This window comes from Cobetia sp. MM1IDA2H-1 (genome assembly GCF_002916775.2).
In the GTDB taxonomy this organism is placed as follows: domain Bacteria; phylum Pseudomonadota; class Gammaproteobacteria; order Pseudomonadales; family Halomonadaceae; genus Cobetia; species Cobetia marina.
This window is the reverse complement of the sequence record NZ_CM133225.1, coordinates 2,552,758-2,576,780: the sequence shown is the minus strand read 5'-3', so window position 1 is coordinate 2,576,780 and position 24,023 is coordinate 2,552,758. Positions and strand designations below refer to the sequence as shown.

General features: G+C 54.9%; 20 protein-coding genes. 7 read left to right on the top strand and 13 right to left on the bottom strand.

Going from position 1 to position 24,023, the window contains the following annotated elements; translation table 11 throughout:
- The first annotated feature begins 26 nt into the window (after nucleotides 1–26).
- From BOH68_RS10885 to BOH68_RS10860, 6 genes are all read left to right on the top strand, one after another.
- On the top strand, nucleotides 27–1,541 hold the full coding sequence (locus BOH68_RS10885; protein ID WP_077373846.1) for a CDP-glycerol glycerophosphotransferase family protein: 1,515 nt from the start codon (nucleotides 27–29) through the stop codon (nucleotides 1,539–1,541).
- A gap of 336 nt (nucleotides 1,542–1,877) precedes the next feature.
- A complete protein-coding gene (locus BOH68_RS10880; RefSeq protein ID WP_139345437.1) occupies nucleotides 1,878–2,324 on the top strand; it encodes a hypothetical protein in 447 nt (148 codons plus the stop codon).
- Between the two features lie 9 nt (nucleotides 2,325–2,333).
- Complete coding sequence (locus tag BOH68_RS10875; RefSeq protein WP_077373842.1) at nucleotides 2,334–4,811, top strand: CDP-glycerol glycerophosphotransferase family protein; 2,478 nt, start codon at nucleotides 2,334–2,336, stop codon at nucleotides 4,809–4,811.
- A 6-nt stretch (nucleotides 4,812–4,817) separates the two neighbouring features.
- Nucleotides 4,818–5,276, top strand: a complete 459-nt coding sequence (locus BOH68_RS10870) for an adenylyltransferase/cytidyltransferase family protein (protein ID WP_077373839.1) — start codon at nucleotides 4,818–4,820, stop codon at nucleotides 5,274–5,276.
- Between the two features lie 55 nt (nucleotides 5,277–5,331).
- Nucleotides 5,332–6,681: an undecaprenyl-phosphate glucose phosphotransferase gene (locus BOH68_RS10865; RefSeq protein WP_103751394.1), complete on the top strand. Its 1,350-nt coding sequence runs from the start codon at nucleotides 5,332–5,334 to the stop codon at nucleotides 6,679–6,681.
- Between the two features lie 18 nt (nucleotides 6,682–6,699).
- Nucleotides 6,700–7,983, top strand: coding sequence for a hypothetical protein (locus BOH68_RS10860; RefSeq protein ID WP_103751393.1), 1,284 nt, complete (start codon nucleotides 6,700–6,702; stop codon nucleotides 7,981–7,983).
- 111 nt (nucleotides 7,984–8,094) lie between these two features.
- On the opposite strand, the gene BOH68_RS10855 is transcribed toward BOH68_RS10860, so the two are convergent.
- From BOH68_RS10855 to BOH68_RS10800, 12 genes are all read right to left on the bottom strand, one after another.
- Nucleotides 8,095–9,681 carry an aldehyde dehydrogenase (NADP(+)) gene (locus BOH68_RS10855; RefSeq protein ID WP_077373829.1) on the bottom strand — a complete coding sequence of 529 codons (1,587 nt, stop codon included), beginning with the start codon at nucleotides 9,679–9,681 and terminating at the stop codon, nucleotides 8,095–8,097.
- Entirely contained in the window at nucleotides 9,678–10,694 is a 1,017-nt protein-coding gene (locus BOH68_RS10850; RefSeq protein ID WP_077373826.1) for an amidohydrolase family protein, read from the bottom strand. The genes BOH68_RS10855 and BOH68_RS10850 overlap by 4 nt, the downstream gene beginning before the upstream one ends.
- Nucleotides 10,695–10,738: 44 nt before the next feature.
- Nucleotides 10,739–11,674, bottom strand: a complete 936-nt coding sequence (locus BOH68_RS10845) for a YncE family protein (RefSeq protein ID WP_077373823.1) — start codon at nucleotides 11,672–11,674, stop codon at nucleotides 10,739–10,741.
- An 84-nt stretch (nucleotides 11,675–11,758) separates the two neighbouring features.
- A complete protein-coding gene (locus BOH68_RS10840; protein ID WP_077373820.1) occupies nucleotides 11,759–12,805 on the bottom strand; it encodes a TRAP transporter substrate-binding protein in 1,047 nt (348 codons plus the stop codon).
- Between the two features lie 130 nt (nucleotides 12,806–12,935).
- Nucleotides 12,936–14,216 (bottom strand): TRAP transporter large permease subunit, encoded by a 1,281-nt coding sequence (locus BOH68_RS10835; RefSeq protein WP_077373818.1) that lies wholly within the window; start codon nucleotides 14,214–14,216, stop codon nucleotides 12,936–12,938.
- Nucleotides 14,213–14,881 carry a TRAP transporter small permease gene (locus BOH68_RS10830; RefSeq protein WP_170877375.1) on the bottom strand — a complete coding sequence of 223 codons (669 nt, stop codon included), beginning with the start codon at nucleotides 14,879–14,881 and terminating at the stop codon, nucleotides 14,213–14,215. The genes BOH68_RS10835 and BOH68_RS10830 overlap by 4 nt, the downstream gene beginning before the upstream one ends.
- A 145-nt stretch (nucleotides 14,882–15,026) precedes the next feature.
- Nucleotides 15,027–16,055, bottom strand: coding sequence for a TRAP transporter substrate-binding protein (locus tag BOH68_RS10825; RefSeq protein ID WP_077373812.1), 1,029 nt, complete (start codon nucleotides 16,053–16,055; stop codon nucleotides 15,027–15,029).
- A gap of 112 nt (nucleotides 16,056–16,167) precedes the next feature.
- Nucleotides 16,168–17,178: an amidohydrolase family protein gene (locus BOH68_RS10820; RefSeq protein WP_077373809.1), complete on the bottom strand. Its 1,011-nt coding sequence runs from the start codon at nucleotides 17,176–17,178 to the stop codon at nucleotides 16,168–16,170.
- A 37-nt stretch (nucleotides 17,179–17,215) separates the two neighbouring features.
- A complete protein-coding gene (locus tag BOH68_RS10815; protein WP_077373806.1) occupies nucleotides 17,216–18,214 on the bottom strand; it encodes a TRAP transporter substrate-binding protein in 999 nt (332 codons plus the stop codon).
- A gap of 170 nt (nucleotides 18,215–18,384) precedes the next feature.
- Nucleotides 18,385–19,392 (bottom strand): AraD1 family protein, encoded by a 1,008-nt coding sequence (gene araD1 / locus BOH68_RS10810; protein WP_077373803.1) that lies wholly within the window; start codon nucleotides 19,390–19,392, stop codon nucleotides 18,385–18,387.
- A gap of 10 nt (nucleotides 19,393–19,402) precedes the next feature.
- Complete coding sequence (locus BOH68_RS10805; RefSeq protein ID WP_077373800.1) at nucleotides 19,403–20,575, bottom strand: L-rhamnonate dehydratase; 1,173 nt, start codon at nucleotides 20,573–20,575, stop codon at nucleotides 19,403–19,405.
- 59 nt (nucleotides 20,576–20,634) lie between these two features.
- A complete protein-coding gene (locus BOH68_RS10800) occupies nucleotides 20,635–21,663 on the bottom strand; it encodes a 4-hydroxythreonine-4-phosphate dehydrogenase PdxA (protein WP_077373797.1) in 1,029 nt (342 codons plus the stop codon).
- 319 nt (nucleotides 21,664–21,982) lie between these two features.
- On the opposite strand from BOH68_RS10800, the gene BOH68_RS10795 reads away from it, so the two are divergent.
- Nucleotides 21,983–22,711: a FadR/GntR family transcriptional regulator gene (locus BOH68_RS10795; protein WP_077373794.1), complete on the top strand. Its 729-nt coding sequence runs from the start codon at nucleotides 21,983–21,985 to the stop codon at nucleotides 22,709–22,711.
- On the opposite strand, the gene BOH68_RS10790 is transcribed toward BOH68_RS10795, so the two are convergent.
- A complete protein-coding gene (locus tag BOH68_RS10790) occupies nucleotides 22,712–23,773 on the bottom strand; it encodes an NAD(P)H-dependent flavin oxidoreductase (RefSeq protein WP_077373791.1) in 1,062 nt (353 codons plus the stop codon).
- Nucleotides 23,774–24,023: the final 250 nt, after the last annotated feature.

Genomic DNA, 24,023 nt, shown 5'->3' with positions numbered 1-24,023 from the left:
CTTGATTGTGCCTCAGGCTTCAGAAAATGCCCTTTAATTCTGGGGCGGTAGCGTGTCCAAAACTTGGGAAGAGACAAGCAACTATGAAAGGTCCAATAGGAAAATTATTTAAACACAGTTTATTCCCAATCTTCTTATCTTTACTATCTTTACTTTTTGCAAGTGTAATAAATTCATCAGTTGATTTTTTTACGGTAGCTATATTCGCTCTGATATGTTGCTTCCAAATCTTAACGGCTAAATTATCTAAAATAGATTTCCGAATTGCTGGTCTAGAAATACAAAAGGAAAAACATTTCCGAAAGTTACATAATCACTCTTATAAATTATCTCTCGCAAGCTCAATCGTGCCATTTTTTGTTGCATTAACACCATCTTATGTGGCTATGATTGTTTTTGCAGTTTATGTCGTACTATCCGTTTATTATTTTGCTCCTTTAGTTCATAGAATAACTAACAGAAAGTGTATACGAGAGTATGCAATAAATCGTATGAAAAATGAAAGGCCCATGATCGCAGTATATGTGACTGGTATGCAGGGCGTTGCATATCAGATAAATCAGTGGTTGCCAGTATTAGAGAAGTTAGAACAAAGAGTAATTATCGTTGTTCGAGAAGCAGATATATATTTGGGAATGTTGCCTACTAATATAACAGTGATTTCAGCTAGAACTCAATTAGATCTAGAGATTATATTTGGCCAACCTACATCGATAAAAAAAGTTTTATATCCTGCTAATACGATGAAGAATGTACAAGCCTTGCGTTATCATCATCTGGAGCATTGCTTTATTAATCATGGGGAAAGTGATAAAGCCGTAAATCAAAGTAAATTCTTAATGGCTTATGATAAATTATATATAGCAGGCCCTTTATCAGAGCGTCGTCTACATGATTCCGGCATTCCCGTACGTACTGAGCAGATAAAGTATGTGGGGAGACCACAGGCTGATATGTCATTAAACATAAAATCAGAAGTCGAGAAAATCGAAACAGTGTTGTATGCCCCTACATGGGAAGGATATGTAGAAGGAGTCAACTATAGCTCTATTAACCAAGATGGATATAAATTTTGCGATAGATTGCTTTCTTCAGGTAAGTATAATGTATTATTTAAACCTCACCCCTACACTGGCAAGATAAATAGGAAAAACAAAATATTTCTCGAAAAGATAAAAAAGTTATTCTCAGATCATCATCAAGAAATTTATGGTAGTGAGACATCACTCCATGAGTTGATGAATAAGAGCGATGCCTTAATATGTGATGTTTCTAGTGTGTTAAATGAGTATTTAGTAACACAGAAACCGATAGTATTATATAAGCCTGGTTGCAATAATGAAGAGCAGTTTATGCAAGATTTTCCATCTAGCAAAGCAGCGAGTTTAATAGATAAAAATATTGATGTTATAGAAACATTAAAGCAAATAGAAACTGATGATAGTTTATACGAAGCGAGACGTAAGATTAGGCTTGAATCTTTAGGTGAATTTCCTGAAGGTGCCTTGGCTAGATTTAAAAAGATAGTTGAAAATGATTGATGTTGGAGATGAAATTTGAACACTACATCACTTGATCACTATAGATTTATAAAAATCGTCTTGTTTGAATTCATATTCAATTCGCGCTCTTACCAAATGAGTAGCGTATTTCTATCTGTATCTAGACTCTTGCAAGTTATAAGTTTCTTTTTACCACTTAAGATATTAATACTGTTATCTTCGCCTAATAGTATACCGCTTTCTTTTTCTTACTTACCTTTCGATATTAATCATAACTATATCATGTTATTAATGTTTGCTTTGGTGCCGATAACATATCTTGGGTATATTGTTTTTGGAGTGTTGCATAGATACTATCTAGATAAAGATATTTCAATGTGGGTCAATAATAATAATACGGTAGAAGCTTTTAAAGTTAAATCTAAATCTAGCTTTGAAAAGCTACATGGACACATTGCAAAATTGATGTCCGAAATATACTTGCTTATTATTTCCATGCTGTTAACTATTATTGTCGATCCTTATACTTTCCTATTTGTCGTATTTTTAGTGGTCGGGAATTATTTAGTCTTTGTTAAAAAAGTATTTTATGTTAAAGAGCATGATCGAATAGGAATACTTCGACTGCATAGAAAGCAATATATTGAATATCTTTCATCTGTAAGTTTTATAGCTATATTCGCAATGTTAGCCTTACAAGTTGAGATAAATAATATTGGAGTCTTTAATGCATTGTTTTTACTATTAATTGGAAGAATGATTTTTCAATCAGTGCAAAGATTTTCGATGGAAAATATTTATATAATTTTACATGCAAAATAGGGACCATATATGTTTGGTAAATTAAGTAAAGAGATCGACAGTAATCAAATGAAAAAGCCTATTTGGTTATTTGGTGAAAATTTAGGAAAGACAGCTAGAGATAACGGCTTCCTATTTTTTAAATACTGCTTAGAGCATAATGCTCAAGTTGATTGCTATTTTGTATATGATGTTAAAAAATTCAAAGATAATAACAAATTAAAGTCGATCAGCAATGATAAATTGATAAAAAGGAATACACGTAGGCATAGTCAGATTTACTTGAAAGCACGTTTTTGCATAGTCTCACACGGCATAAAAGATGCCGTACCCGATATGTTCGTATCAAGGAAAAAAAAGAACGTTAAGCCTATAATTTATCTGCAGCATGGAGTTATAAAATATAAAAAAATATTTTATAACTCGGAGTCATATAATAAAAATATCTTGAGATTTGTAGTATCTTCAGAATCAGAAAAAGAAATAGTAACAAATAGAATGATGCCCCGACGGACGGAGCATCGACTTAAATTTTTAAGATGGAAGTTATATTCTCACGATGCATTAGTTTCAAATCATTCTCAGGTAGAGCTAGGTGAATATATTGAGTCGACTGGATACAGAGAAAAACTGAGTGCAAGTCTTGAATTTGAAGAAAAAAAAATTGGTATTGCAGAAGGACGAGTAATTAATTCTGGATTGCCAAGATATGATAAATTAAGAGAGTTAGCTGGTGATATTAAGCAAACTAAAACAATCTTAATATTCCCTACCTGGAGAGAGTGGTTAGCTAATAAAGATGAGAAAGGATTTGCTGAATCTGATTTTTTTAAAAGCTATTTCTCCTTACTTTCGAATACGAAGTTATGTGATGAATTGAGATCTAAAGGTTGGAGAATTTTATTTCTACTACATGTAGAGAAAGATAATTTTGTCCAATTATTCGATGATGTAAAAAGCGATATAGTCGAAGTTGTCACTGGTGACGTTGATGTTCAGAAAATAATTTGTCAGTCGACTATTTTGATTACTGATTATTCTAGCCTTTCTTGGGATTTTAATGCTCTCAAAAAAGAAGTTGTTTTTTATCAATTTGACTATGAAGACTATTATGCTAAAAGAGGTTCTTACGTAGACAATGATTCTGATTGGATTGGTAGTATTTACTATGATGAAGAATCACTAATAGAGTCGATTGGAAATAAGATAGATAATAAGATCGACAGCAATAGCTTAAAAAGTCAATTGTCTTTGCCCTCTAGTTGCTCAGCTAAATTACTTGACAGTATTTCTAATATAAAGAAAAAAATATACTTTTTTGTCTATAATATATATGGTGTCGGTGGAACTGTTAGAACTGTAACAAATTTTGCTAACTGGCTTTACACCAAAGGTTATGAGGTTGAAGTTGTTAGTGTTAGAAGGACGTCAAAATACCCTAAGATGGGATTGCATCCAGGCATACGAGTTACTCATTGCTACGATGCTAGGCGCAATATATATAAAATTGACTCAAAGCAAGGATTAAAAAAACTTACATATCACCTAGTGGTTAGTGGCTTATCTCGCTTTAAATCATTTGCATTTCATAAAGATGAAGAGCTTTATGATAACTTAAGCTTTTTAACAGATGTAAAGTTATTGAGAAAAATAAAAAATTTAGATGACTGTATCGCTATCGGCACTCTACCTAGCATCAACATCATGCTCTCTAAATGGACTAACTCTACAGTTAAAGTTATTGCTCAAGAGCATCGATATTTTGATGCTCATAGTAAAAGTATGCAAGATAGTATAAAAAAGTATTATCCCGGTTGCGATATAGTAACAGTATTGACACAAGACGATAAGTCAGTATATGAAAAGCAAGTCGGCGGGAAGATATTAATAGCACCAAATGGTACTCATTGCCCAGAGAGACCAGTTAGATTAAATAATGAGTTTATAGAAGTCGCGCAAGAGGATGATCGTGTTTTCAATATAGTCTGTTTAGGTCGCTATGTGACATTGAAACAGATCGACTTATTGATATTAGCTGCTGATATATTGAAGAAGCAAGAATACAATATAAGCCTTAATATATATGGGCATGGCGATTTAAAAGCTGAGCTTGTACAACAAGTTAAACAGTTAGGACTTGAAGATTGTGTAACGATAAATGGTGCTATAAATGACGTTGCCACAGTGTATCGCAACTCTGATTTATGTGTATTGACATCTTCATCCGAATCCTTTGGAATGACTATTATTGAAGCTAATGCAGAGGCTGTACCAATAGTCTGTTTTGATATTGGTTATGGGCCTAAAGAACTTGTTATAGATGGTATTAATGGCCTTAAAGCATCTTGCTTTGATTATCATGATCTGGCTAATAAGATTTCTTATCTAATCGATAATCCAGATGTATATAAGGAAATGTGCTATAGATCTCACGAACATATTAAAAATAACTACTCAATTGATAAGTCATCTGAGAACTTGCGCGATATAATACAAACTTTGGAGTGATCAACTATGAAGGTAATTATCACATATGGAACATTTGATATGTTTCATGTTGGTCACCTGAATTTACTAAAAAAACTTAGCTTACTTGGTGATCAGTTAATTGTCGGTGTTTCGACAGATGAGTTTAATTTACTTAAAGGTAAGAAAACTCTGATTCCCTACGATCAGCGTGCCAAGATTGTGGAAGCGATCGACTGTGTAGATCTTGTCATTCCCGAAAATAACTGGGAACAAAAAGTACACGATGTCAAGGCATACAGCGTTGATACTTTCGCTATAGGGGAAGACTGGAAAGGCGAGTTCGATTTTCTGCAGGAGTATTGTGAGGTACTGTATCTGGAGCGCACCAAGGATATTTCCACGACGGATTTGAAGCGCTCACTGAAGCGGTTCTTGTCTATTCCTCATGAAGATCTCATCAAGGCATTCGAAGTCTTGGAATTGCTCCGTAGAGATCTTGAATAATGATGATGTTACAAACGCTATGAAAGTTCAAAATCGTGTCTTGAGTGGCTATACCATGTATACCACTGAATTGGTACGCTTGGTCGATTTCTGTATTATCTTTCTGGCAGGGTTCAGTGCACACTGGTTCCATTTTGGGGGGCTGGATGTTTCCGAGAGATATGGATGGGGCATGTTGCTGGGGGGGATATTAGCTCTTCTGGTACTGCCGCATTTCAATCTCTATCGTTCGTGGAGAGGACAAGTCCGCTTCCGTCTGGTATTCCAGATCATGGCCGGATACATGATGTTGGGAGGGCTGTTGGCGCTGGTCATGTTCATGACCAAGACCGGTGACAAGTTCTCCCGGCTGTGGGTTGGCTACTGGATGGTAAGTGCTACGACATACTCCATCCTGATTCGTGCGATTGCTTATCCTGTTCTCAACCATCTGCGAGCCAAGGGCAAGAACCGCAAAAGCGTCCTCTTGATTGGTGATGCCTTGACCTGTGTTGGTGCAGTGCGTCAGCTGGCCAAGATCCCGACAGCAGGCTTTGATGTAGAACGAGTCATCTTGACTGAGGGGATTGAGCATTGGGGGTCGAGCGCGATTGAGCCAGAGCGCTACCAGCCTGACCAACAGATCGTCCACCAGGAGCAGGAAGTCTGGATCTGTCTCCCATTGACGCAAGGTAACTTGGTTCGTGATATCCAGTCAGAGTTGAGCCTGACGACCTGCAATGTGCGTTACATGCCCGATATGCGTGATTTTCGCCTTATCAACCATGATGTATCAGATGTTGCCGGTCTATTCATGCTTGATCTAAGTTGCAGTCGCATGTCGCTGGGGGCAAAGCTTCTCAAGTGGATCGAGGATCGCCTGCTGTCATTGATCATCGTGATTCTGCTGTCACCTTTATTGGCGCTTATCGCGCTATTGGTGAAATGTACCTCTGCGGGCCCGGTATTCTATACCCAGGAAAGGGTCGGATTGAACGGAAAGCCCTTCAAAATGCTGAAATTCCGCTCGATGCCAGTCGGCAGTGAAAAGGGTGGGGTGCAGTGGGGAAATGCCCAGGCGAAACGTACTACCCTTGTGGGCAGGTTCCTTCGCAAGACCAGCCTGGATGAGTTGCCGCAGTTCCTCAACGTGCTCAAAGGTGACATGTCAATCGTGGGGCCGCGTCCAGAACGCACGATCTTCGTCGAAAAACTTCGTCACGAAATTCCTGGTTATATGCAAAAGCACATGGTCAAGGCCGGTATCACGGGCTGGGCACAGATCAATGGTTGGCGAGGCGATACGGACCTGGCCAAGCGAATTGAATGCGACCTGTGGTATGTAGAGCATTGGTCATTATGGCTGGACTTACGTATCATCATGCTGACTCTCTTCAAGGGTTTGATCCATAAACATGCGTACTGACACATTGGTGAAAGTGAAATGAATATCGAAGTCGAAAAATCCTATCGGCTTCTACGGTTTTTGAATAAACCACGCCACCCATTACTTCGTTATCCTTTGGCCTTGTTATCCGGCATTGGTGTGTGGATGCTGGGTGCGCCTCTAGCCGTAGCGGCAGACAGTATCAAGCTTGCATCGCGAAGCAATGGCCTGAAAATCGTCGTGCGGCGAGGCATCTGGTTTGCGCATACCGGGTGGCTGCCAGTGTCGACCAGGTCTGATTTCTTTTTCGATATTTCTGAAGAAATGTCTACCAAGGCGGCCGACTGCCTCATTGCCTGGTTGGCTGACAACCGGCGCATCACTGACTTTGAGCGCCATATCTGGCAGGCTGATCTGCATGGTGGGAAGCTGGAAAAAGCCGATTTCTCAGAGTGTGATAATGATCGTGATACGTCTACCAGCAGTCTGGTCATCTCTCCGCAAGACTCACTCTGGCAATATGACAAATCATTCTGCGCCAGCGTCAATCATGCATTGTCGATCATCAGCGCTGACATGGACAATCCGACAGCAGCGCCTGTCGTGGCGCATAAGTTCCAGAAGTCAGCACAGTCGTTTGACAAGAATGATGCCTATCGCACGATCAAGGATTGCGATAGTTTGATGGGTAGCCTTGAATGGCCCTGGTATGTCATCAGTGGCACGCTCCTTGGAGCCGTGAGAGAACAGGATTTCCTGGGACATGACTACGATATTGATATCGGTGTCGACGCCAAGGACTTCGATATCAAGCAACTTCGAGATGCTGTTGCTGGATCCGACAATACCTGGTTCATAAAGTCAGAAAGTTATTGTACTTTCCGGGAAGTCGTATCCGAGAGCGCCGTGCGATATTCCAGATTGACTCAGCCGATACTTGTCAAACTCGTGCACCATACCGGCCTTGTCGCTGACCTTTTTGTTCATGTGCAAGAGGGGAGCGTCGTCTGGCATGGCTCCGCTATCCACCGGTGGGACAACTCGGAGTTTTCGTTGACTGACTACACCTTGGGCAGTCAGGTAGTCAAAGGTGCCGCGGATGCTGATCGTTACTTGACTGAGAACTATGGCGATTGGCGTACCCCCGTGACGCGTTTTGATTGTAGTATTGATCCTCCCAACATTCGTTATTCTCGAACTGCGCGTTCAATCACGTACTTGAGCAAGGTCATTTATCGCTATCTGCTTGACGGTGATGTCGAGAAGGCACGTCAATACCTCTCTGCACTGGAAAGCGATGGGATGATCCTCAAGCAAGGCGGTGTCTATCGTTATTGTTAGAGGATCGCGAAGATACGGTTTCTGGCATCGTGGGAATGCTGTAGGTATCGCGTGACGGTATCAAGGATATGAATGACAAAAGCCCGCCAAATTGGCGGGCTTTTTTGTTTGTCACCGCATGACCTGGCGCTTCCCATCCACCAGTCGACTGATGTCGGAGGGCGCGTTGTGCTTGAGCTCCGGTGGCAGCAGGGCATCCGGCAGGTCCTGATAGCAGACCGGGCGCAGGAAGCGGTGAATCGCGGCGGTGCCGACCGAGGTGGTGCGGCTATCGGAGGTGGCGGGCCAGGGGCCGCCGTGCACCATGGCGTCACAGACTTCGACCCCTGTCGGCCAGCCATTGACGAGGATGCGGCCCGCACGACGCTCCAGCACTGGTAGCAAGTGGCAGGCCGCGGTGTGATCTGCTTCATCGAGATGCAGCGTGGCGGTCAGCTGGCCTTCGAGTGCACTGCAGACCTGCTTGAGCTGAGCGAGATCCTCGCATTCGACGATCAACGAGCTGGAGCCGAAGACTTCCGCCTGCATGGCCTCATTGGCAAGAAAGTCACTCGCCTGGGTGCTGAACAACTGTGTCTGACACGGGCTGGCGATGGGGGAGTCGCTTTCACCGTTGGCCAGGCAGGTGATGCCTGGCTGTTCGGACAGGCTCGCGACGCCTTGGGCATAGGCCTTGTGGATGCCGGGTGTCAGCATGGTCTGCACCGGGCTTGCCTGAATGGCAGGGATGGCCGCCTGCTTGAAGCGTTCCAGCGCTGCGCCTTTCACTGCCAGCACCAGGCCCGGGTTGGTGCAGAACTGCCCGGCGCCCATGTTGAGCGAGCCGACGAAGGCCTCACCCAGCAATTCGGCGCGGGCTTCCAGGGCCGCTGGCATCAGGATGACCGGATTGATGCTGCTCATTTCGGCGTAGACCGGAATCGGCTGCGGACGCGACTGGGCGAGCGTCAGCAGGGCGGTGCCACCACTGCGCGAGCCGGTAAAGCCGACCGCCTGGATCTCGGGATGTTTGACCAGTGCCTGACCGACCTCATTGCCGGGGCCGAACAGCAACGAGAAGACGCCTTCCGGCATCTGACAACGCCGGGCGGCGCGAGCCACGGCCTGACCGACCAGTTCCGAGGTGCCCGGGTGGGCCGAGTGTCCCTTGACCACGACCGGACAGCCTGCAGCCAGTGCGGAGGCGGTATCGCCGCCGGCCACCGAGAAGGCCAATGGGAAGTTGCTGGCACCGAAGACGGCGACCGGGCCAAGCGGTATCTGACGCTGGCGCAGGTCTGTCCGCGGCAGGGGAGTGCGCTCCGGCAGCGCAGGGTCGACGCGCACATCCTGCCACTCACCGCGACGCAGCACCTTGGCGAACAGCTTGAGCTGTCCGCAGGTGCGACCGCGTTCACCGTTAAGGCGTGCCTCAGGCAGGCCGGTTTCCTGCATTCCGCGCTGGGTCAGGGTCTCACCGAGTGCCTCGATCTCCTCGGCGATGGTCTCGAGAAAGATGGCTCTTTCTTCGGGCGTCGTGGCGCGATAGGCATCAAAGGCCTGGCCGGCCAGTCGGCAGGCGTCTTCCACATCCCCTGCATTGGCCCCCGGGTAGCCGGGCGCCAGGCGCTCTCCGGTGGCCGGGTTGATGGCGTGGATCACCTCGCCCTTGGCGGCAAAGCTGCGCTGCCCGATGAGCTGATGGCCGTTGAGTGTCATGGTGCCTCCTGTCTGGCATGTTGAGTGAGTCTGGCATCGTGGGTGATAGCGGCAATCGGCAGCCGATACCAGTGAATGGCGTTGTCGTGCAGAACCTGGTCGAACGCGATCTGGCGTTGGTCGTGAGACGCCGTCTGCGCAATGGACCCGGTCACCAGTGATAGCCAATCGCCATAGCTGACCTTGAGTCCGGAGACCGGGAAGTTGCTGGCGAACAGGCAACGACGGGTTCCGAAGATGTCCAGTACCTCGCAGAGCAGCTCGTGATTGGCGCTGGCATCCCAGGTATGCCAGGGCGTGCCCAGCTCCGAGAGCTTGACGGCGACATTCGGGTTCTCAGAAAGCGCCCGCATGCCTGCGTGCCATTGGGCGAGACCTTCCTGCGTACGATCCCACGGCAGGCCGCTGTGATTGAGAATGACGCGCAAGCCGGGGTAGTCCTGAAGGGTCGTGGCCGCCTCTTCGAGGTGCCAGGCGGGCACGCGCAGGTCCCAGCTCAGGTCACGCGCTTCGAGCAGCGCCAGTCCCTCGCACCAGCGCGGATCCTGCAGACTGCCGATGGTGCCCGCCACTGACTGGCGGGTCTGGGGCGTGGCGGCGGTGACCGGCTTGGCGCGCACGCCGCGAAACAGCGGCGATTCACGCTGGGCGTCCAGCTGAGCGGCGCACTCGTCAGTGCCGAAGGCGGCCCAGCCGACATGCGCGCTGGGTAGCGCATGAGTGGCTTGCTGTCGGGTGATCCAGCGCGTCTCTTCCAGTGCCTGAGAGCGTGCGGCTTCGGCTTCGCAGTGCACGCTGCCCACCAGCCGGAAGCCATCAGGCACCACGCGCTTCAAGTCCGCGGCCACAAAGGGCCGACGGATCGCGGCGTAATCGCCGAGAAAGAAGTTCTCCACCGGTGACTCTTCTAGCCAGGGGTACGCTACCTGGCCATCCAGTGCCCAGAAGTGATGGTGCGCATCGACCAGCGGCTGGCTGTGTGAAGGCTTGTGCCTGAATGTGGTATCCGTCATGACTGGTTCGGGTCCTGGTAATGAAGCATCAAGTGCCGATTGACTCAGTGGTCACGCACCAGCAGGCGGGACACGTCCGGCTCGGCGCGTGTCGCGAAGCTTCTGCGTACCTGGCCGCTCTCCAGATCCAGCACCGCGATGCGATCCCCCTTGAGTGAGACGAAGGCCTGCTCACCATCCGGGTGGAAGCTCATCGCGATGGGAATCGCTTCGAGCTGGATGGTGCCCAGCGGCGCCAGCGCCTCATCGAACAATGACAGCGAGCTTTCCCCGTAATTGGTGGTGATCAGGCGCCCCTTAGGGTCACGGTAGATGCGGTTGGGATCTCGGCCGGTGGTCGCCGAGGCGCGTACGGTCATCGATTCGGTATCTACCGCCACGATGCTGTCGTCATCGCGGTTGCTGATGAACAGGGTACGGCCATCGGCGGACAGGCTGTTGCCCTCCGGCTTGCGGCCCGGAATCATCGCGATGGGCGCGAAAGTGGCATCGTGAGGTTTGAACTTGGTGATGGTATTGCTGAGCAGATTGATGCCGTAGGCCCAGTCGCCAGCCTTGGTGAGCGCGAACAGGTGGGTCTTGTAACCACCGGAGGACACGGCCAGATCTGGCGTGGTCTGGGCCAGGGGCGTATTGAACAGCAGCAGGGTGTTGTGGCCTTCGCTCATCGCATACAGACGATCCTGCTCATCAATGCCCAGCCCATGGATGCGGTAGTACGGCCAGGTGGTGAGCGTGTTGATCAGCGTGAAGGTCTCGAGATCGACCACGAACACCGAGCAGCCGCCCTGGTCGCCGATGCAGTCGGCACCGAGGATGCCGTAGTGGCCCACGAAGGCGTAGCGGCCAGTGGAATCCACCACGAATTCATGTGGGTAGTCCGGCAGGCGCAGATGGTTGAGCTCCTCACCGCTGGTGGCGTCGAACAGACTCAGGGTGTGCGCGCATTTCTGGTTGAGCAGCAGAACATCTCGGGACATAACATTTCTCCAATCAGCGAGGGTGCCGTCGGGGCTCTGCCCTCGCTGGGTGACAGGTAAGCAAGGCGATAGAACGGATGGGCGTTACTGCGTCACGGCGGCCGTGGTTGTTTGCGTGACTTGCGGCTCGTCTTTTGCATTTACATCGGCGCTGGCCTGGCTGGCACCCTGTATGGCATCGATCCAGTCGCGACCATTGGCGGCGATATAGCTGTCCCAGGTCGGCAGCACGACCTTCTGGAAGGCGGCGGTATCGACGTCGGTCTCGATCTTCATGCCCTTGTCGGCCAGTTCAGCGAGAATCTTCTGTTCGTTCTTCGCGTTCAGTTCACGCTGATAATCACCGGCCTCGCGCGCCGCATTTACCAGTACCTGCTGATATTCTGGTGACAGGCTTTCGAACTTGTCGTCGTTCATCACCATCAGCAGCGAGGTGTAGGCCTGGTTGGTCAGTGACAGGTAGTCCTGGACCTCATAGAAGCCCGCCGACCAGACGATGCTGATCGGGTGGTCCTGGGCATCGACCGTTCCCGTCTCCATCGCGGTGTAGAGCTCGCCCAGTGGCATCGGCACCGGATTCGCGCCCAGCAAAGAGAAGGCCTCGATCAGCGACTTGTTGGAGTTGGTGCGCATCACCAGTCCGTCGACATCCTCGGGAGTCTTGATCGGGTGCTTGGAGTTGGTCATCGCGCGGAAGCCGACCTCCCAGAAGGCCAGCCCCTTGAGGTTGTCTTCCTTGAGCAGAGCCAGGGCATCATCGCCGACCTTGCCGTCCAGCACCTGATAGGCCGTCTTGCGGTCCGGGAAGATATAGGGCAGATCGAAGGCACCCAGCGCCGGCTGAAGGCCCGCGAAGTTGGGGTTGCCGGACATCTCGATATCGATGGTGCCGCTGCGCACGCCGGCGATCATCTGCTGATCGCCCCCGAGCACACCATTGCCGAAGATGTTGACGGTGACCTCGCCATCCGTGCCTTCCTTGACCAGCTCGGCGAAGCGCTCGGCCGCCTGCTGCTGGGTATCGGTGGTCGGGGCGGCGTGGGCCAGCTTGAGCATCATCTGGGCATGGGCAGCACTCAGAGGGGCGATCAACAGCAGGCTGGCGAGGGTCGTCTTGATTATGGGTGTCATTGAATGGCTCTCTTGTTGTCTTTGTTGGCGGCTGTCTTTGTTGGCGGCTGGCTAAGCAAGCGGCGTGTCGTTGGCGTCTTGCCTTCTTCCTGTCTTCTTTTCCGGCTTGGTTGTCTTGGTTGTCACGGGGTCAGTCGGTCATCCAGTAAAGCGGCGTGGTGATGATCTGCGGGAAGGCGACGAACAGCAGCAGAATCACCACATAGGCAAGGGCGAAGGGCGCGACGCCACTGACCGCCTTCTCGAACTTGAGGTTGCCGACGCTGGTGATCACGTTGAGCACGTTGCCGACCGGCGGGGTGATCAGCCCGATGGCGCAGTTGAGGACGAACATGATCCCGAAGTAGACCGGGTCGATGCCGGCCAGCTTGACGATGGGCATCAGGATCGGGGTGAGCACCAGAATGGTCGGCGTCAGGTCCATCACCATGCCGACCACCAGCACGATGCCCATGATGGCGAGCATCAGGAGGCGCGGGTCATCGGCGAGCGGCTGCAGCAGACCGGCCACTATCAGCGGCAGCTGGGCGATGCTAATCAGCCAGGAGGCGACCATCGCCGCGGCGACCAGGAACATCACGATGGCGGTGCTGCGGGCGGCCTGGGCGAGCACGGCGTAGAGCTGGCTGAGGTCGAGTTCGCGATAGACCACGGTGGCAACGAAGATGGCGTAGACCGCCGCGACCACACCGGCTTCGGTCGGGGTGAAGATGCCGCTCTTGATACCGCCGATGATGATGACCGGCAGCATGATGGCCCAGAAGCTGTCCTTGAGTGCCTTGAGGCGCTCACGCCCGCTGGCCTTCTTCGTGACCACCAGATCTTCCTTGCGGGTCATGAACAGCCACATCACCACCAGGGTCACGCCCATGATCAGGCCCGGCACGATGCCGGCGAGGAACAGCTTGCCGATGGAGATGCCACCGGCGACCCCGATGATGATCAGCGGGATCGAGGGCGGGATGATCGGCGCGATGATGCCACCGGCGGCCATCAGACCGGAGGAGCGGCCTAGCGGATAGCCCGCCTTGCGCATCATCGGCAGCAGCATGCTGGCCAGCGCGGCGGTATCGGCGACGGCGGAACCGGACAGGCTGGCCATGACGATGGCGGCGAAGATGGCGACGAAACCCAGTCCACCCTTGCGATGACCCACCAGTGACATCGCCAGGGTGACGATGCGCTGGGAAAGCCCGCCGCGCGACATCACTTCGCCGGCGGTGAGGAAGAAGGGAATGGCCAGCAGGGTGTAGCTGTCGGCGCCATTGACGAGGTTCTGGGCCAGGATCTGCGAGTTGAACAGATCCAAGTGCAGCATCAGCACGATGGCACTGACCAGCAGGGCGAAGGCGATGGGAAGGCTCAGGCCGATGGCGGCCAGCAGGGAGCCGAGAAAGAGCCCGATGGTCATGGCGTGTCTCCTTGCGAATCAGAGGCTTGGCTTGGTGCGATGCGCGGCGTGACACCATGCAGTGCCAGCGGCGTCAGCAGACGCCAGAGCAGAATCAGTGACATCAGCACGCCTGCCATCAGGCCGGCGAGATAGAAGACGCCGACCGGAATACCGCTGATGGGAGAGAGGTTGCTCCAGTTGAGCACCGTCTGGGCATAGCTGCCCTTGAGCAGCATCAGGCAGCAGCCGAGCATCGCCAGGGTCACCAGCCGATCAAGCCCGGCGCGCATGGCCGCAGGCAGCTTGTCGGCGAAGGTATTGACGCTCAGATGCTCCTGACGGATCAGCGCCGTGACCGCGCCCATGAAGGTGACCCACACGAACAGGAAGCGGGACAGCTCGACACTGATCGAGATGCCGCTGTTGAAGCCGTAGCGCAGCACCACATTGACGAACACCAGTACGATCATCGCCACCAGCGCCAGCACCATCAGCAGAGTCAGGGTCTTCTCCAATCCCTTGAACAGTGACGTGATGCTGATGGCAAGCCTCGAGGGAGCGGCCGTGTCCTGAGGTGCTGTCTTTTCCTGCGCGTCGCCAGCGGCCTTGCGGGACTCGGCATGCGTGGCGGAGGGCGGTTTGATCGACATGGATAACGGCATCTCTTGGGTCAGTTTGTTCATGGTGTCATCCCCGAAGGAGGCATCTCGATGACGGTGCGGCAGCGCTGTCATTGCGCCCCTCTGGTTGCAGCGAAAAGGGCGCTGCCGCGTGTCGGTGGCTGGGACTGATGTCAGGGCTTGATGACGCAGGGGCTTATGTCAGGTGTCAGCGCGCGTCGGCCAGCGCTGCCTGGAATTGCGTCACCACCGCCGGATCCAGCGCTTGGGTGTGCTGCTGGATCACCGGTGCCAGTGCCTCGCGCATGCGCTGACGTTCACTGTCCGCCACCACGTTGACGGTCATCTTGTTCTGCAACTCGTTCAACAGTTCCTCGTTCATGGCGCGGCTCTGTTCACGCTGATAGAGCGTGGCTTCACGGGCGGCATCACGGACCAGCTGGCGTTGGGTGTCATCGAGTGACTGCATGAAGCCCGCTGAGGCGACCAGCACCTGGGCGTCATAGGCATGCGCGGTGCGCGACAGGTACTTCTGGACCTCGTAGAAGCGCTTGGCATCGATCACGGTGTAGGGGTTTTCCTGACCATCCACCGTGCGGGTTTCCATGGCGGTGAACAGTTCATTGACCGACATGGGCACGGCATTGGCATTCAGTCCATTGAAGAGGTCGATGTAGAGGGCGTTCTGCATGGTGCGAATCTTGAGGCCCTCGATGTCCTCGAGCGTCTCGATGGGACGGCGGCTGTTGGTCATGTGACGGAAGCCGTTCTCCCAGTACTCGAGTGCCACCAGCTGCTTGTCATCGAGGCTTGCGAGCAGGGCACGGCCGGCCTCGCCATCCAGTACCGCATCGGCGTGTTCACTGTCATCGAACTGGAAGGGCAGGCTGACGATGTTGAAGTCAGGATTGAGGCTGCTGAGCGTCGCAGTGGAGGGAGCGGTGAAATCCAGGGTCCCGGATTGCAGCATCGAGGTCATGTTGACGTCGTTGCCCAGGATGCCGTTGGAGAACACCTTGATGGTGATCTCACCGTCTGATTTTTCCTCGACCAGTTGTGCAAATTTCTTGGCGCCCAGCGTCTGCGGGTGGGCATCTGGCAGGCTGGTGCCCATGCGCGCTGTGATCTCGGCGTGAGCGGTGGTCGCGAAGGTCAACATCAGTCCCAGCGTAGTGACTGTCTTGAGCAGCGCGTTGTTGAGCAGAGTCTTGTCAGACAGAGCGTGGCGAATAAGCATGGCGAATTCCTTGCAGGTTGTTGTTATAGGGACTGTTTTTATAGGGACTGTTATACAGCGCCTGTTGTCGTGGGGCGGATGTCATGGCGACCGTTGGAGCGTCGAACGAGCGCTAGGCGCTGGTGTCCAGCGAGTAGCAGCGAACGGCGTTGTCGCAGAACAGATTGAGGCGGTTTTCGGGACTCAATGAGCGACTGAGGTCCTTGAAGGCCTGCCACAGCGTATCGAGCGAGGTCACCAGCCCATCGACCGGGAAGTTGCTGGCGAACATCACGCGGTGGACCCCGAAATGGCGCAGCACGATCTCGAAGACCTCGCGGTTGTCTTCCAGCCGCCAGGGCTGGCCCGCGACGCCGAGGCCCGAGAACTTGATCATCACCTGTGGCCAAACGGCGACCTTGGCGAGGGCCCGTGACCACTGACGCAGGGTGTCGGGATGACGATCGCCGGGCACGCCTGCATGATTGATCACCACCGGCATCTCGGGATGGCGTTGCAGCAAGGGCAGCAATTCCTCGAGGTGCCACCAGGGCACCTGCAGCTCGAAGATCAGGCTACGACGCGCGACTTCACCGACGCCATACTGATAGCGCGGGCAGCGTAGCGAACCGGGCATGGCGTGGGTGGCCAGCCTCGGGTCGTAGCGCTCCAGTGCAGCTGGCTTGTGGCGGACCCCCTTGACCATTCCTGATGCGCAAAGTCCTTCCAGCTGATCGCCGATGTCGCTCTGATCCAGCCAGGCCTGGGCGATCATGGCATCGGGCCAGCCGCTCTCGCGGGCAGTCTCCTCGATCCAGCGCACTTCCTTGAGCGCATCGCCCCGCGCCCATTCCGCTTCCATGTAGACACATCCCATCAACCGGTGCGCCTCGCCCACTGCCTGAAAATGCTCGGCGGGGAGGTAGGGGCGACGAATTGCGGCATAGTCGCCGTAGCGGAAGGGGATCATCGGCTCGTCACACAGCCAGGGGTGGTAATTACGCGTCGGATCCCAGACATGCATGTGGGCATCGATGATCGGCAGGTCATTCTCTTGCTGCGTGGTTAGATAGCGCTCGCGTTGCTCGCTCAGTTCGGCAAGCGACACGGGCACCACCGGGGATTTGAGTGAGTCAGAAAGCATGGCGGGCTTCCTCTGGTGGCGAGTCAGGCGAGCGTGATCAGCGCGCGAGCTCGGTGTCGATGCGATCCAACAGCTCACTGCCGTGCTTCTCGGTGAACTCGGCGCGCACCGGCTCGGCGACCTTGGTACGCATGCTGGCGGTATCGGGCTCGCGCACGACCTGCATGCCTTGCTCTTCGAGGAAGGCCAGATCGCCTTGCTCATTGTCATGATTGAGCTGGCGCTGATAGCGGGCCGCTTCCTGAGCTTCTTCCTTGATCAGGGTCTGCAGTTCGGGCGCGAGGCTGTCGAACGTCTGCTTGTTCATGATCAAAGGGGCGGCGGTGTAGGCGTGTGCGGTGAGCGACAGGTGCTCCTGCACGGAGTACAGGTTGGCGGAGCGGATCAGGCTGACCGGATTCTCCTGGCCATCCACGGTGCGGGTTTCCAGCGCGGTATAGAGCTCCGCGAAGGGCATCGGGGTCGGATTGGCACCCAGTGCCTGGAAGGCGGCGATATGCGCCGGATTCGGGGTGGTGCGCAGGGTCAGGCCGTTGACGTCATCGGCGTTCTCGACCGCACGTCGCGAGTTGGTGAGGTTGCGAAAGCCGATTTCCCAGAAGGCCAGTCCTTCGATCTGTTGCGGCTGCATGGCGGTCAGCAGCTCCTGGCCGATATCGCCATCCAGCACCTGATAGGCCTGCTCACGGGTGTCGAACAGGAAGGGCAGGTCGAGCACATTGAGCTCGCCGACCAGCCCGCTGAAGTAGGGATTGCCTGAGAGCTCGATATCGATGGTGCCGCTGCGCACGCCCGAGATCATGGCCTGGTCATTGCCCAGCTGACCGTTGGGGAAGATCTTGACGGTCAGTTCACCGTCACTGCGCTCTGCCAGACGTTCGGCGAAGCGTTCGGCGGCCAGGTGCTGCGAGTCGGTGACCGGATGCGCATGCGCGAAGGTCAGCGAGGTGGCGGCGTGTGCGGGGCCTGCCAGCAGCAGACCGGCAAGAGCGGCGGTGATGAATGAGGCGGCGGTATGGCGGGTCGTGATGGTCATGGCGAAGCCCTTTTCTCGTTATTGTCGTGATGCTTCTGGTGCGTACAGGCGTTATTGACGCCGGTGCTGCTGGTGTTTCTGTTACTGGTGCTGACGGGGTCAGGGCCGGGTGGTGGCGACACCCTCCAGGCCCTGATCCCTCCTCTATGGCTCGTGCTGATCAAGCGTGCTCACAGCACCGCCATGGCGGATGGCTGCTCAGCGTCGTTGGCATGGGTCTCGAACGCGACGGGATTGCGCAGTGCACGCCCGAAGGCGGGCAGTTCGATCTCGAAGCGATCGCCTTCCTGCACCTTGATCTGATCGGCGAAGCTCAGGGTGGCGGTGCCAAAGAAGTGCACATGCAGGTCACCGGGCGCGCGGAACTGGGCGTACTTGAAGTGGTGATGCTCCAGGTTGGCCAGGCTATGGGCCATGTTGGCCTCACCGGTCAGGAAGGGTTTCTCCCACAGGGTCTGGCCGTCGCGGGTGATGCGGCTAGTGCCTTCCAGATGCTGGGGCAGCTCGCCGATCAGCAGTTCAGGGCCGTAGCTGCAGGCGCGCAGCTTGGAGTGGGCCAGCCACAGGTAGTTGGCGCGCTCGGTGATGTGGTCGGAGAACTCGTTGCCTACCGCGTAGCCGATGCGATGCGGCTGACCGTTGGCATCGTTCACGTACAGGCCGACCAGCTCGGGCTCTTCACCGGCGTCTTCGGCGAAGGCCGGCACGCTGATCGCGGTTTCCGGTGCCACCACGATGCTGCCGTCACCCTTGTAGAACCATTCCGGCTGCGCGCCGACCTGCCCCTCGGCGGGCTTGCCGCCCTCGAGCCCCATGCGGAACATGCGCATCGAGTCGGTGAGGCTTGCGTCATCCTGCGCCTGTGCGGCGGCATGCATGGCGTCGCGGGTATCGGCGCTGCCCAGGTGAGTCAGGCCGGTACCGGTGACGGTGCAGCGCGCGCGATCCGGGTGGGTGACCGGCGGCAGCAGTTCCTGGCGATCAATCGCCTGCTTGTAGTCGACCAGGGTGTGGGAGTAGTGCTGTTCGATCAGTGCGCTGAGCCCGATGCCCAGCTCGATGGCGCGAGAGGCCAGCTCATAGGTGCCGCCCGGGAAGTCGAGCAGGCGCAGCTGGTCACGGCTTTCGACCACGGCGACCCGTGGGCCGTTGGCGGTGCGAAGTTGGACGAGTCTCATGATGGCTTCCTCACTCGATGATGTTGAACTGATCGAAGTAGTCGCTGTTCAGCTCAAGGCCCAGCCCCGGGGTCTCTTCGTCGAGGTCGATGAAGCCGTTCACCGGCTCCGGGTCGCCCTTGAAGATGTAGTAGAAGAGCTCGTTGCCGATCTCGACGTCATGCACCGGGAAGTATTCGCTCATCGGGGAGGCCAGTGAGGCCATGGTCAGGTGGTAGTTGTGCATCTGGCCGGCATGCGGGATGACCGGCACGCTGAAGGATTCGGCCAGGGCGTTGATCTTGCGCGCCGCGGTGATGCCACCGACCCGGTTGGTGTCGTACTGGATGACGGAGACGGCACGCTTTTCCAGCAGCTGGCGGAAGCCGTAATGGGTGAATTCGTGCTCGCCACCGGAGATGGGAATGCTGGTCAGCTGATTGAGTTCGGCGTAGCCATCGATGTCATCGGCGATCACCGGCTCTTCCAGCCAGCGCGGCTGGAAGCGCTCGAGCTTCGGCAACATGCGCTTGGCGTAGTCCAGGTTCCAGCCCATGTAGCACTCGAGCATCAGGTCGACATCCTCGCCGATGACTTCGCGCACGGCGGCGACGCTATCCAGGTTGGCACGTACGCCCTCGACACCGTCACGCGGACCGTAGCCGAAGCGCATCTTCATGGCGGTGAAGCCTTGATCCAGATAGGACTGGGCCTCTTCCTGCATGCCCTTGAGGTCGGTGCGATAGAGCTTGGAGGCGTAGCAGGGGATCTTGTCCTTGGTGCGCCCGCCCAGCAGCTTGAAGACCGGCTTGCCGACTGCCTTGCCCATGATGTCCCAGATGGCGATATCCACGCCGGAAATAGCGGCCATGCCGATGCCCTTGCGACCCCAGGCGTGGGTGGAGCGATACATGCGCTGCCACAGGTATTCGTAGTCGAAGGGGTCCTGGCCGATGATCAGCGGCGCGAGGTACTGATCGATGATCGCCTTGGCGATGCGCGGGGCGAGTGCCACGTTGCCAAGCCCCACCAGCCCGTTGTCGGTCTCGATTTCCACCACCGTCCAGCCGTGGAAGCGGAAGGTGCCCATCGAGTCACCCTTGTCCCACAGCTCATCCATGGCGTTGGAGCAGAAGTGGGCAGTGGGGGGGACGGTGTGGCCTTTCCATTCGAAGACGCGAGTTCTGACCTTGGTGATTTTCATCGGATTATCCTTGTTGTGGATGACGTTGGCGCAGATAGGTGAGCAAGAGTGGCAAGGCGTCAGGCCGACGCGGTCTCGAGGCGCAGCGCGCGCAGGTTGGTGCCCATGCGCTTGGCGATCGCGAAGGCATTGCGGGTCGGGTTCACGTCCGCCTTGCCCTGGCCTGCGATATCGAAGGCGGTGCCGTGGGCCGGCGTGGTGATGGGGATCGGCAGGCCGCCCTGGACGGTGACGCCGGACTTGAAGCCCAGCAGCTTGATCGCGATCTGCCCCTGGTCGTGGTACATGGTCACGATGGCGTCGTACTCGCCATCGCGTGCCTTGAGGAAGATGGTGTCGGCAGGGAAGGGGCCTTCCACGGGATAGCCCTGGGCGCGGCACTCGGCCACGGCCGGCGCGATGACATCGATCTCCTCACGCCCGCAGGTGCCGCCCTCGCCACCATGGGGATTGAAGGCGGCTACGGCGATGCGTGGCTGCTCGACGCCGGCCAGTGTCAGCGAGTCATGAATCAGCTGGCTGGCGGCGATGATGCGCTCCTGAGTGACGTACTCGGCGGCATCCTTGAGCGGGATATGCGAGGAGATGCGTGAGGTCCACAGCGTCCCCAGGGTGTTGAACTCGCAGAAGTAGCCCTTGACGCCCAGCGTCTCGGCGAAGAAGTGCAGCTCGTCCTCATGGCCAAGGCCGCCTTTCTTCATCGACAGCTTGTTGAGTGGCGCGAAGCAGATGGCGTCGACTTCCTCGTTCTGGGCCGCTTCCAGGCAACGAGACAGCACCGCGAGGGTCGAGGCGCCACAGGCGGCACTTTCCTCGGCCAGCGTCACCTCCTGCTGTGCCACGCTCTCCACCACCATCAATGACAGGCCTTCATGTTCACGGGCTTCCGCGAAGCTTGTGACGCGTGGCAGCTCGGTGAAGAGCCCGGCCTGGCGTTGGCCCTGCTCCCAAAGCCACTGATCCCCGACCAGCACGCTGTGGGTCTCGGCGAACTGCTCGGGTTCCGTGATCAGGCGAGCGATCAGCTCCGGGCCGATACCGGCGGGGTCACCGAGGGTCAGGGCAATGACAGGGCGTGTTGCGGACATGGGATCAGCCTCTTGGTGGTGTCGTCGTTGTTGTCGTTGTCGATCGATGTGGTAGATCGTGTCGATGTCAGGCGTGCTCAGCAGTTCGGCCTCTGGCGTGAGGGCCTTCTCAAGACAGTTCAAGACAGTTCAGGACTGTGAAATATCACGACTTGATTGGACTGCTGGTTGGTTTACCGGACCAGTTGAGATGAAAGCTAGCCGAGCGCACGATGATTGGTCAAGGATTTCTCGAAAATTGCGACCATGGTCGGTTTTCTGGTGCGTCTGATTCGGTTGTCAGTTATTCTGGTATGAAATCTATACCAGTGGGGGCCGCATGAACCAGACGCCTTTCGCCTTCGAGAAAGCGCTGAAAAATCAGACCAAGAAGGAAATTCTCGCCGACAAGCTCATCGAGATGATCCTGACCGGCCTGTTGCGCGATGGGGATGAGCTGCCCAGCGAGCGTGAGCTGGCGCAGCTGTTTGAAGTGAGTCGTGAGACCGTGCGCGGGGGGCTGGCGCTGTTGACGGGCTATGGCCTACTCAATGTCTCGCATGGCAGCAAGTCACGGGTGTGTGCCAGCGAGGCGGTGATCGACAGCTTTCGCAATCATCCCGCACGTCAGCAGGGCGACGAGCTCAACAATCTGGACATCGAGAGCGTCTTCGAGAGCCGTATCGTGGTGGAGTCGGCCATCGCCCGCCGTGCTGCTCGGCACATCGATGCCGCGGGCCTCAAGAAGCTGGATGCCTTGCTGGACGCCCAGTCCCAGCATTTCGACTCGCCGGTGAACTTCCAGCTCTCGGATCAGAACTTCCATCAGGTGATCGCGGAGTATTCGCGCAACGAGATCTTGATCCGCTACGCCCACGAGCTCTATACCTATGCGCTCAATATTCGTCGCCAGGTCATGGCCGAGCATGGCTCGATCAAGCGCAGCTATGAAGAGCACGTACGTATCGTCGAAGCGCTGCGCGCCGGCGACCCTGACGCCGCCGAACGTGCCATGCTCTCGCATATCGACAGCGTCTATTACACGACGCGGGACAAGATGAAGCGCTGATCATTGCGTATTGCTAGACGCCTCTGTCCATTCCTTTCCCAATATTGCCATCAGCTCTCCCGCTGGCATCGCTCTGGCCAGCGGGGCGCCCTGGCCCGCCCACTGTGCCCCGAAACCGTTGTCGCCCTGCGATCTGGCGGCAGCGTTGAGCGCCTTGCCGGCGGCGTAGGTGAGAGGGTAGTCCGGTGGTGTGGGGCATGATGGGTCTTCCATCAGGCTGACGAATCGATTGGCGAGAATGCGTGCGGGGCGGCCCGAGACGATCGAGGTCATGCGGGTGTCATGCGCTGCCGGTCCTGTGAGTGCGTCTCGATAGGCGGCATCGGCGCTGGATTCCAGGCAGGCGATGAAGGCGGTTCCGAGTTGGGCTGCCACGGCACCATTCGCGAGAGCGGCGGCAATGGCCTCACCATTCATGATGCCTCCTGCGGCAATGATCGGCAGATGCGTGGCGTCTACCAGCTGCCTGGTCAGGGCGGCAGTGCTCAGCTGGGTATCCGCGGTTTTTGGATCAAACATGCCGCGATGACCTCCCGCTTCGAATCCCTGCGCCACGATGGCATCCAGGCCGGCCCGCTCGATGGCGCGGGCTTCCTCCAGGTGGGTCGCCGTCGCCATGAGCCAGATGCCTGCCTCTTTCAAGGCGCGGATGAAATCGCGTGAGGGCAGGCCGAAGTGAAAGCTGACGACGGGTGGGCGAGTCTCCAGCAACATCGCCAGCATGTCGGGATCATCGGCAAAGCTGGTATAGAGCGTATCGAGTCTGGCGGGGGGCGTTGCCTTGAAAGCCTGGAAGTAAGGCGTCAGCCACTCCCGCCAGGCTGTCTCGCGAGCAGGGTCATGTGTCGGGGCCGGGTGCACGAAGACATTGACGTTGAAGGGCCTGTCGGTCAGCGCTTGCAGTTCTGTGATCATCCTGCGGGCGCCGTCGGCATCCGTGGCACCGACGCCGATCGAGCCCAGTCCGCCTGCCTTCGAGACCTCGGCTGCCAGACGCGGCGTCGAGACGCCTGCCATCGGGGCCTGAATGATCGGCCACTGCATCCCCATCCTCTTCAGCATTTTCGTTCTCCTCAGCATCGTTCTCTCTGGCACTGCGCTCTGCTCTGCAAGCACCACTCTGCCTGTGCACTCCGCCTGGGCACGCTGTGTGGCGTGATCAGGTCCTCGTGGTTCGGGTGTCTCAGGCCCATGCTACGCCGTACGCAACGCCGTGTGCCACTGATGCCTTGTGTCCTCACCATTGCATTTCCTCGGGTCATCCCAACGTCTTGTTTACTGTTTATTCGAATGAGTGAATGCATTGCTCATC

Bases quoted from the DNA above. Each gene is read 5' to 3' on its own strand.
- BOH68_RS10885 (WP_077373846.1), top strand. From the start codon at position 27: ATGCCCTTTAATTCTGGGGCGGTAGCGTGTCCAAAACTTGGGAAGAGA.
- BOH68_RS10880 (WP_139345437.1), top strand. From the start codon at position 1,878: ATGTGGGTCAATAATAATAATACGGTAGAAGCTTTTAAAGTTAAATCT.
- BOH68_RS10875 (WP_077373842.1), top strand. From the start codon at position 2,334: ATGTTTGGTAAATTAAGTAAAGAGATCGACAGTAATCAAATGAAAAAG.
- BOH68_RS10870 (WP_077373839.1), top strand. From the start codon at position 4,818: ATGAAGGTAATTATCACATATGGAACATTTGATATGTTTCATGTTGGT.
- BOH68_RS10865 (WP_103751394.1), top strand. From the start codon at position 5,332: ATGTATACCACTGAATTGGTACGCTTGGTCGATTTCTGTATTATCTTT.
- BOH68_RS10860 (WP_103751393.1), top strand. From the start codon at position 6,700: ATGAATATCGAAGTCGAAAAATCCTATCGGCTTCTACGGTTTTTGAAT.
- BOH68_RS10855 (WP_077373829.1), bottom strand. From the start codon at position 9,681: ATGACACTCAACGGCCATCAGCTCATCGGGCAGCGCAGCTTTGCCGCC.
- BOH68_RS10850 (WP_077373826.1), bottom strand. From the start codon at position 10,694: ATGACGGATACCACATTCAGGCACAAGCCTTCACACAGCCAGCCGCTG.
- BOH68_RS10845 (WP_077373823.1), bottom strand. From the start codon at position 11,674: ATGTCCCGAGATGTTCTGCTGCTCAACCAGAAATGCGCGCACACCCTG.
- BOH68_RS10840 (WP_077373820.1), bottom strand. From the start codon at position 12,805: ATGACACCCATAATCAAGACGACCCTCGCCAGCCTGCTGTTGATCGCC.
- BOH68_RS10835 (WP_077373818.1), bottom strand. From the start codon at position 14,216: ATGACCATCGGGCTCTTTCTCGGCTCCCTGCTGGCCGCCATCGGCCTG.
- BOH68_RS10830 (WP_170877375.1), bottom strand. From the start codon at position 14,881: ATGAACAAACTGACCCAAGAGATGCCGTTATCCATGTCGATCAAACCG.
- BOH68_RS10825 (WP_077373812.1), bottom strand. From the start codon at position 16,055: ATGCTTATTCGCCACGCTCTGTCTGACAAGACTCTGCTCAACAACGCG.
- BOH68_RS10820 (WP_077373809.1), bottom strand. From the start codon at position 17,178: ATGCTTTCTGACTCACTCAAATCCCCGGTGGTGCCCGTGTCGCTTGCC.
- BOH68_RS10815 (WP_077373806.1), bottom strand. From the start codon at position 18,214: ATGACCATCACGACCCGCCATACCGCCGCCTCATTCATCACCGCCGCT.
- araD1 (WP_077373803.1), bottom strand. From the start codon at position 19,392: ATGAGACTCGTCCAACTTCGCACCGCCAACGGCCCACGGGTCGCCGTG.
- BOH68_RS10805 (WP_077373800.1), bottom strand. From the start codon at position 20,575: ATGAAAATCACCAAGGTCAGAACTCGCGTCTTCGAATGGAAAGGCCAC.
- BOH68_RS10800 (WP_077373797.1), bottom strand. From the start codon at position 21,663: ATGTCCGCAACACGCCCTGTCATTGCCCTGACCCTCGGTGACCCCGCC.
- BOH68_RS10795 (WP_077373794.1), top strand. From the start codon at position 21,983: ATGAACCAGACGCCTTTCGCCTTCGAGAAAGCGCTGAAAAATCAGACC.
- BOH68_RS10790 (WP_077373791.1), bottom strand. From the start codon at position 23,773: ATGCTGAAGAGGATGGGGATGCAGTGGCCGATCATTCAGGCCCCGATG.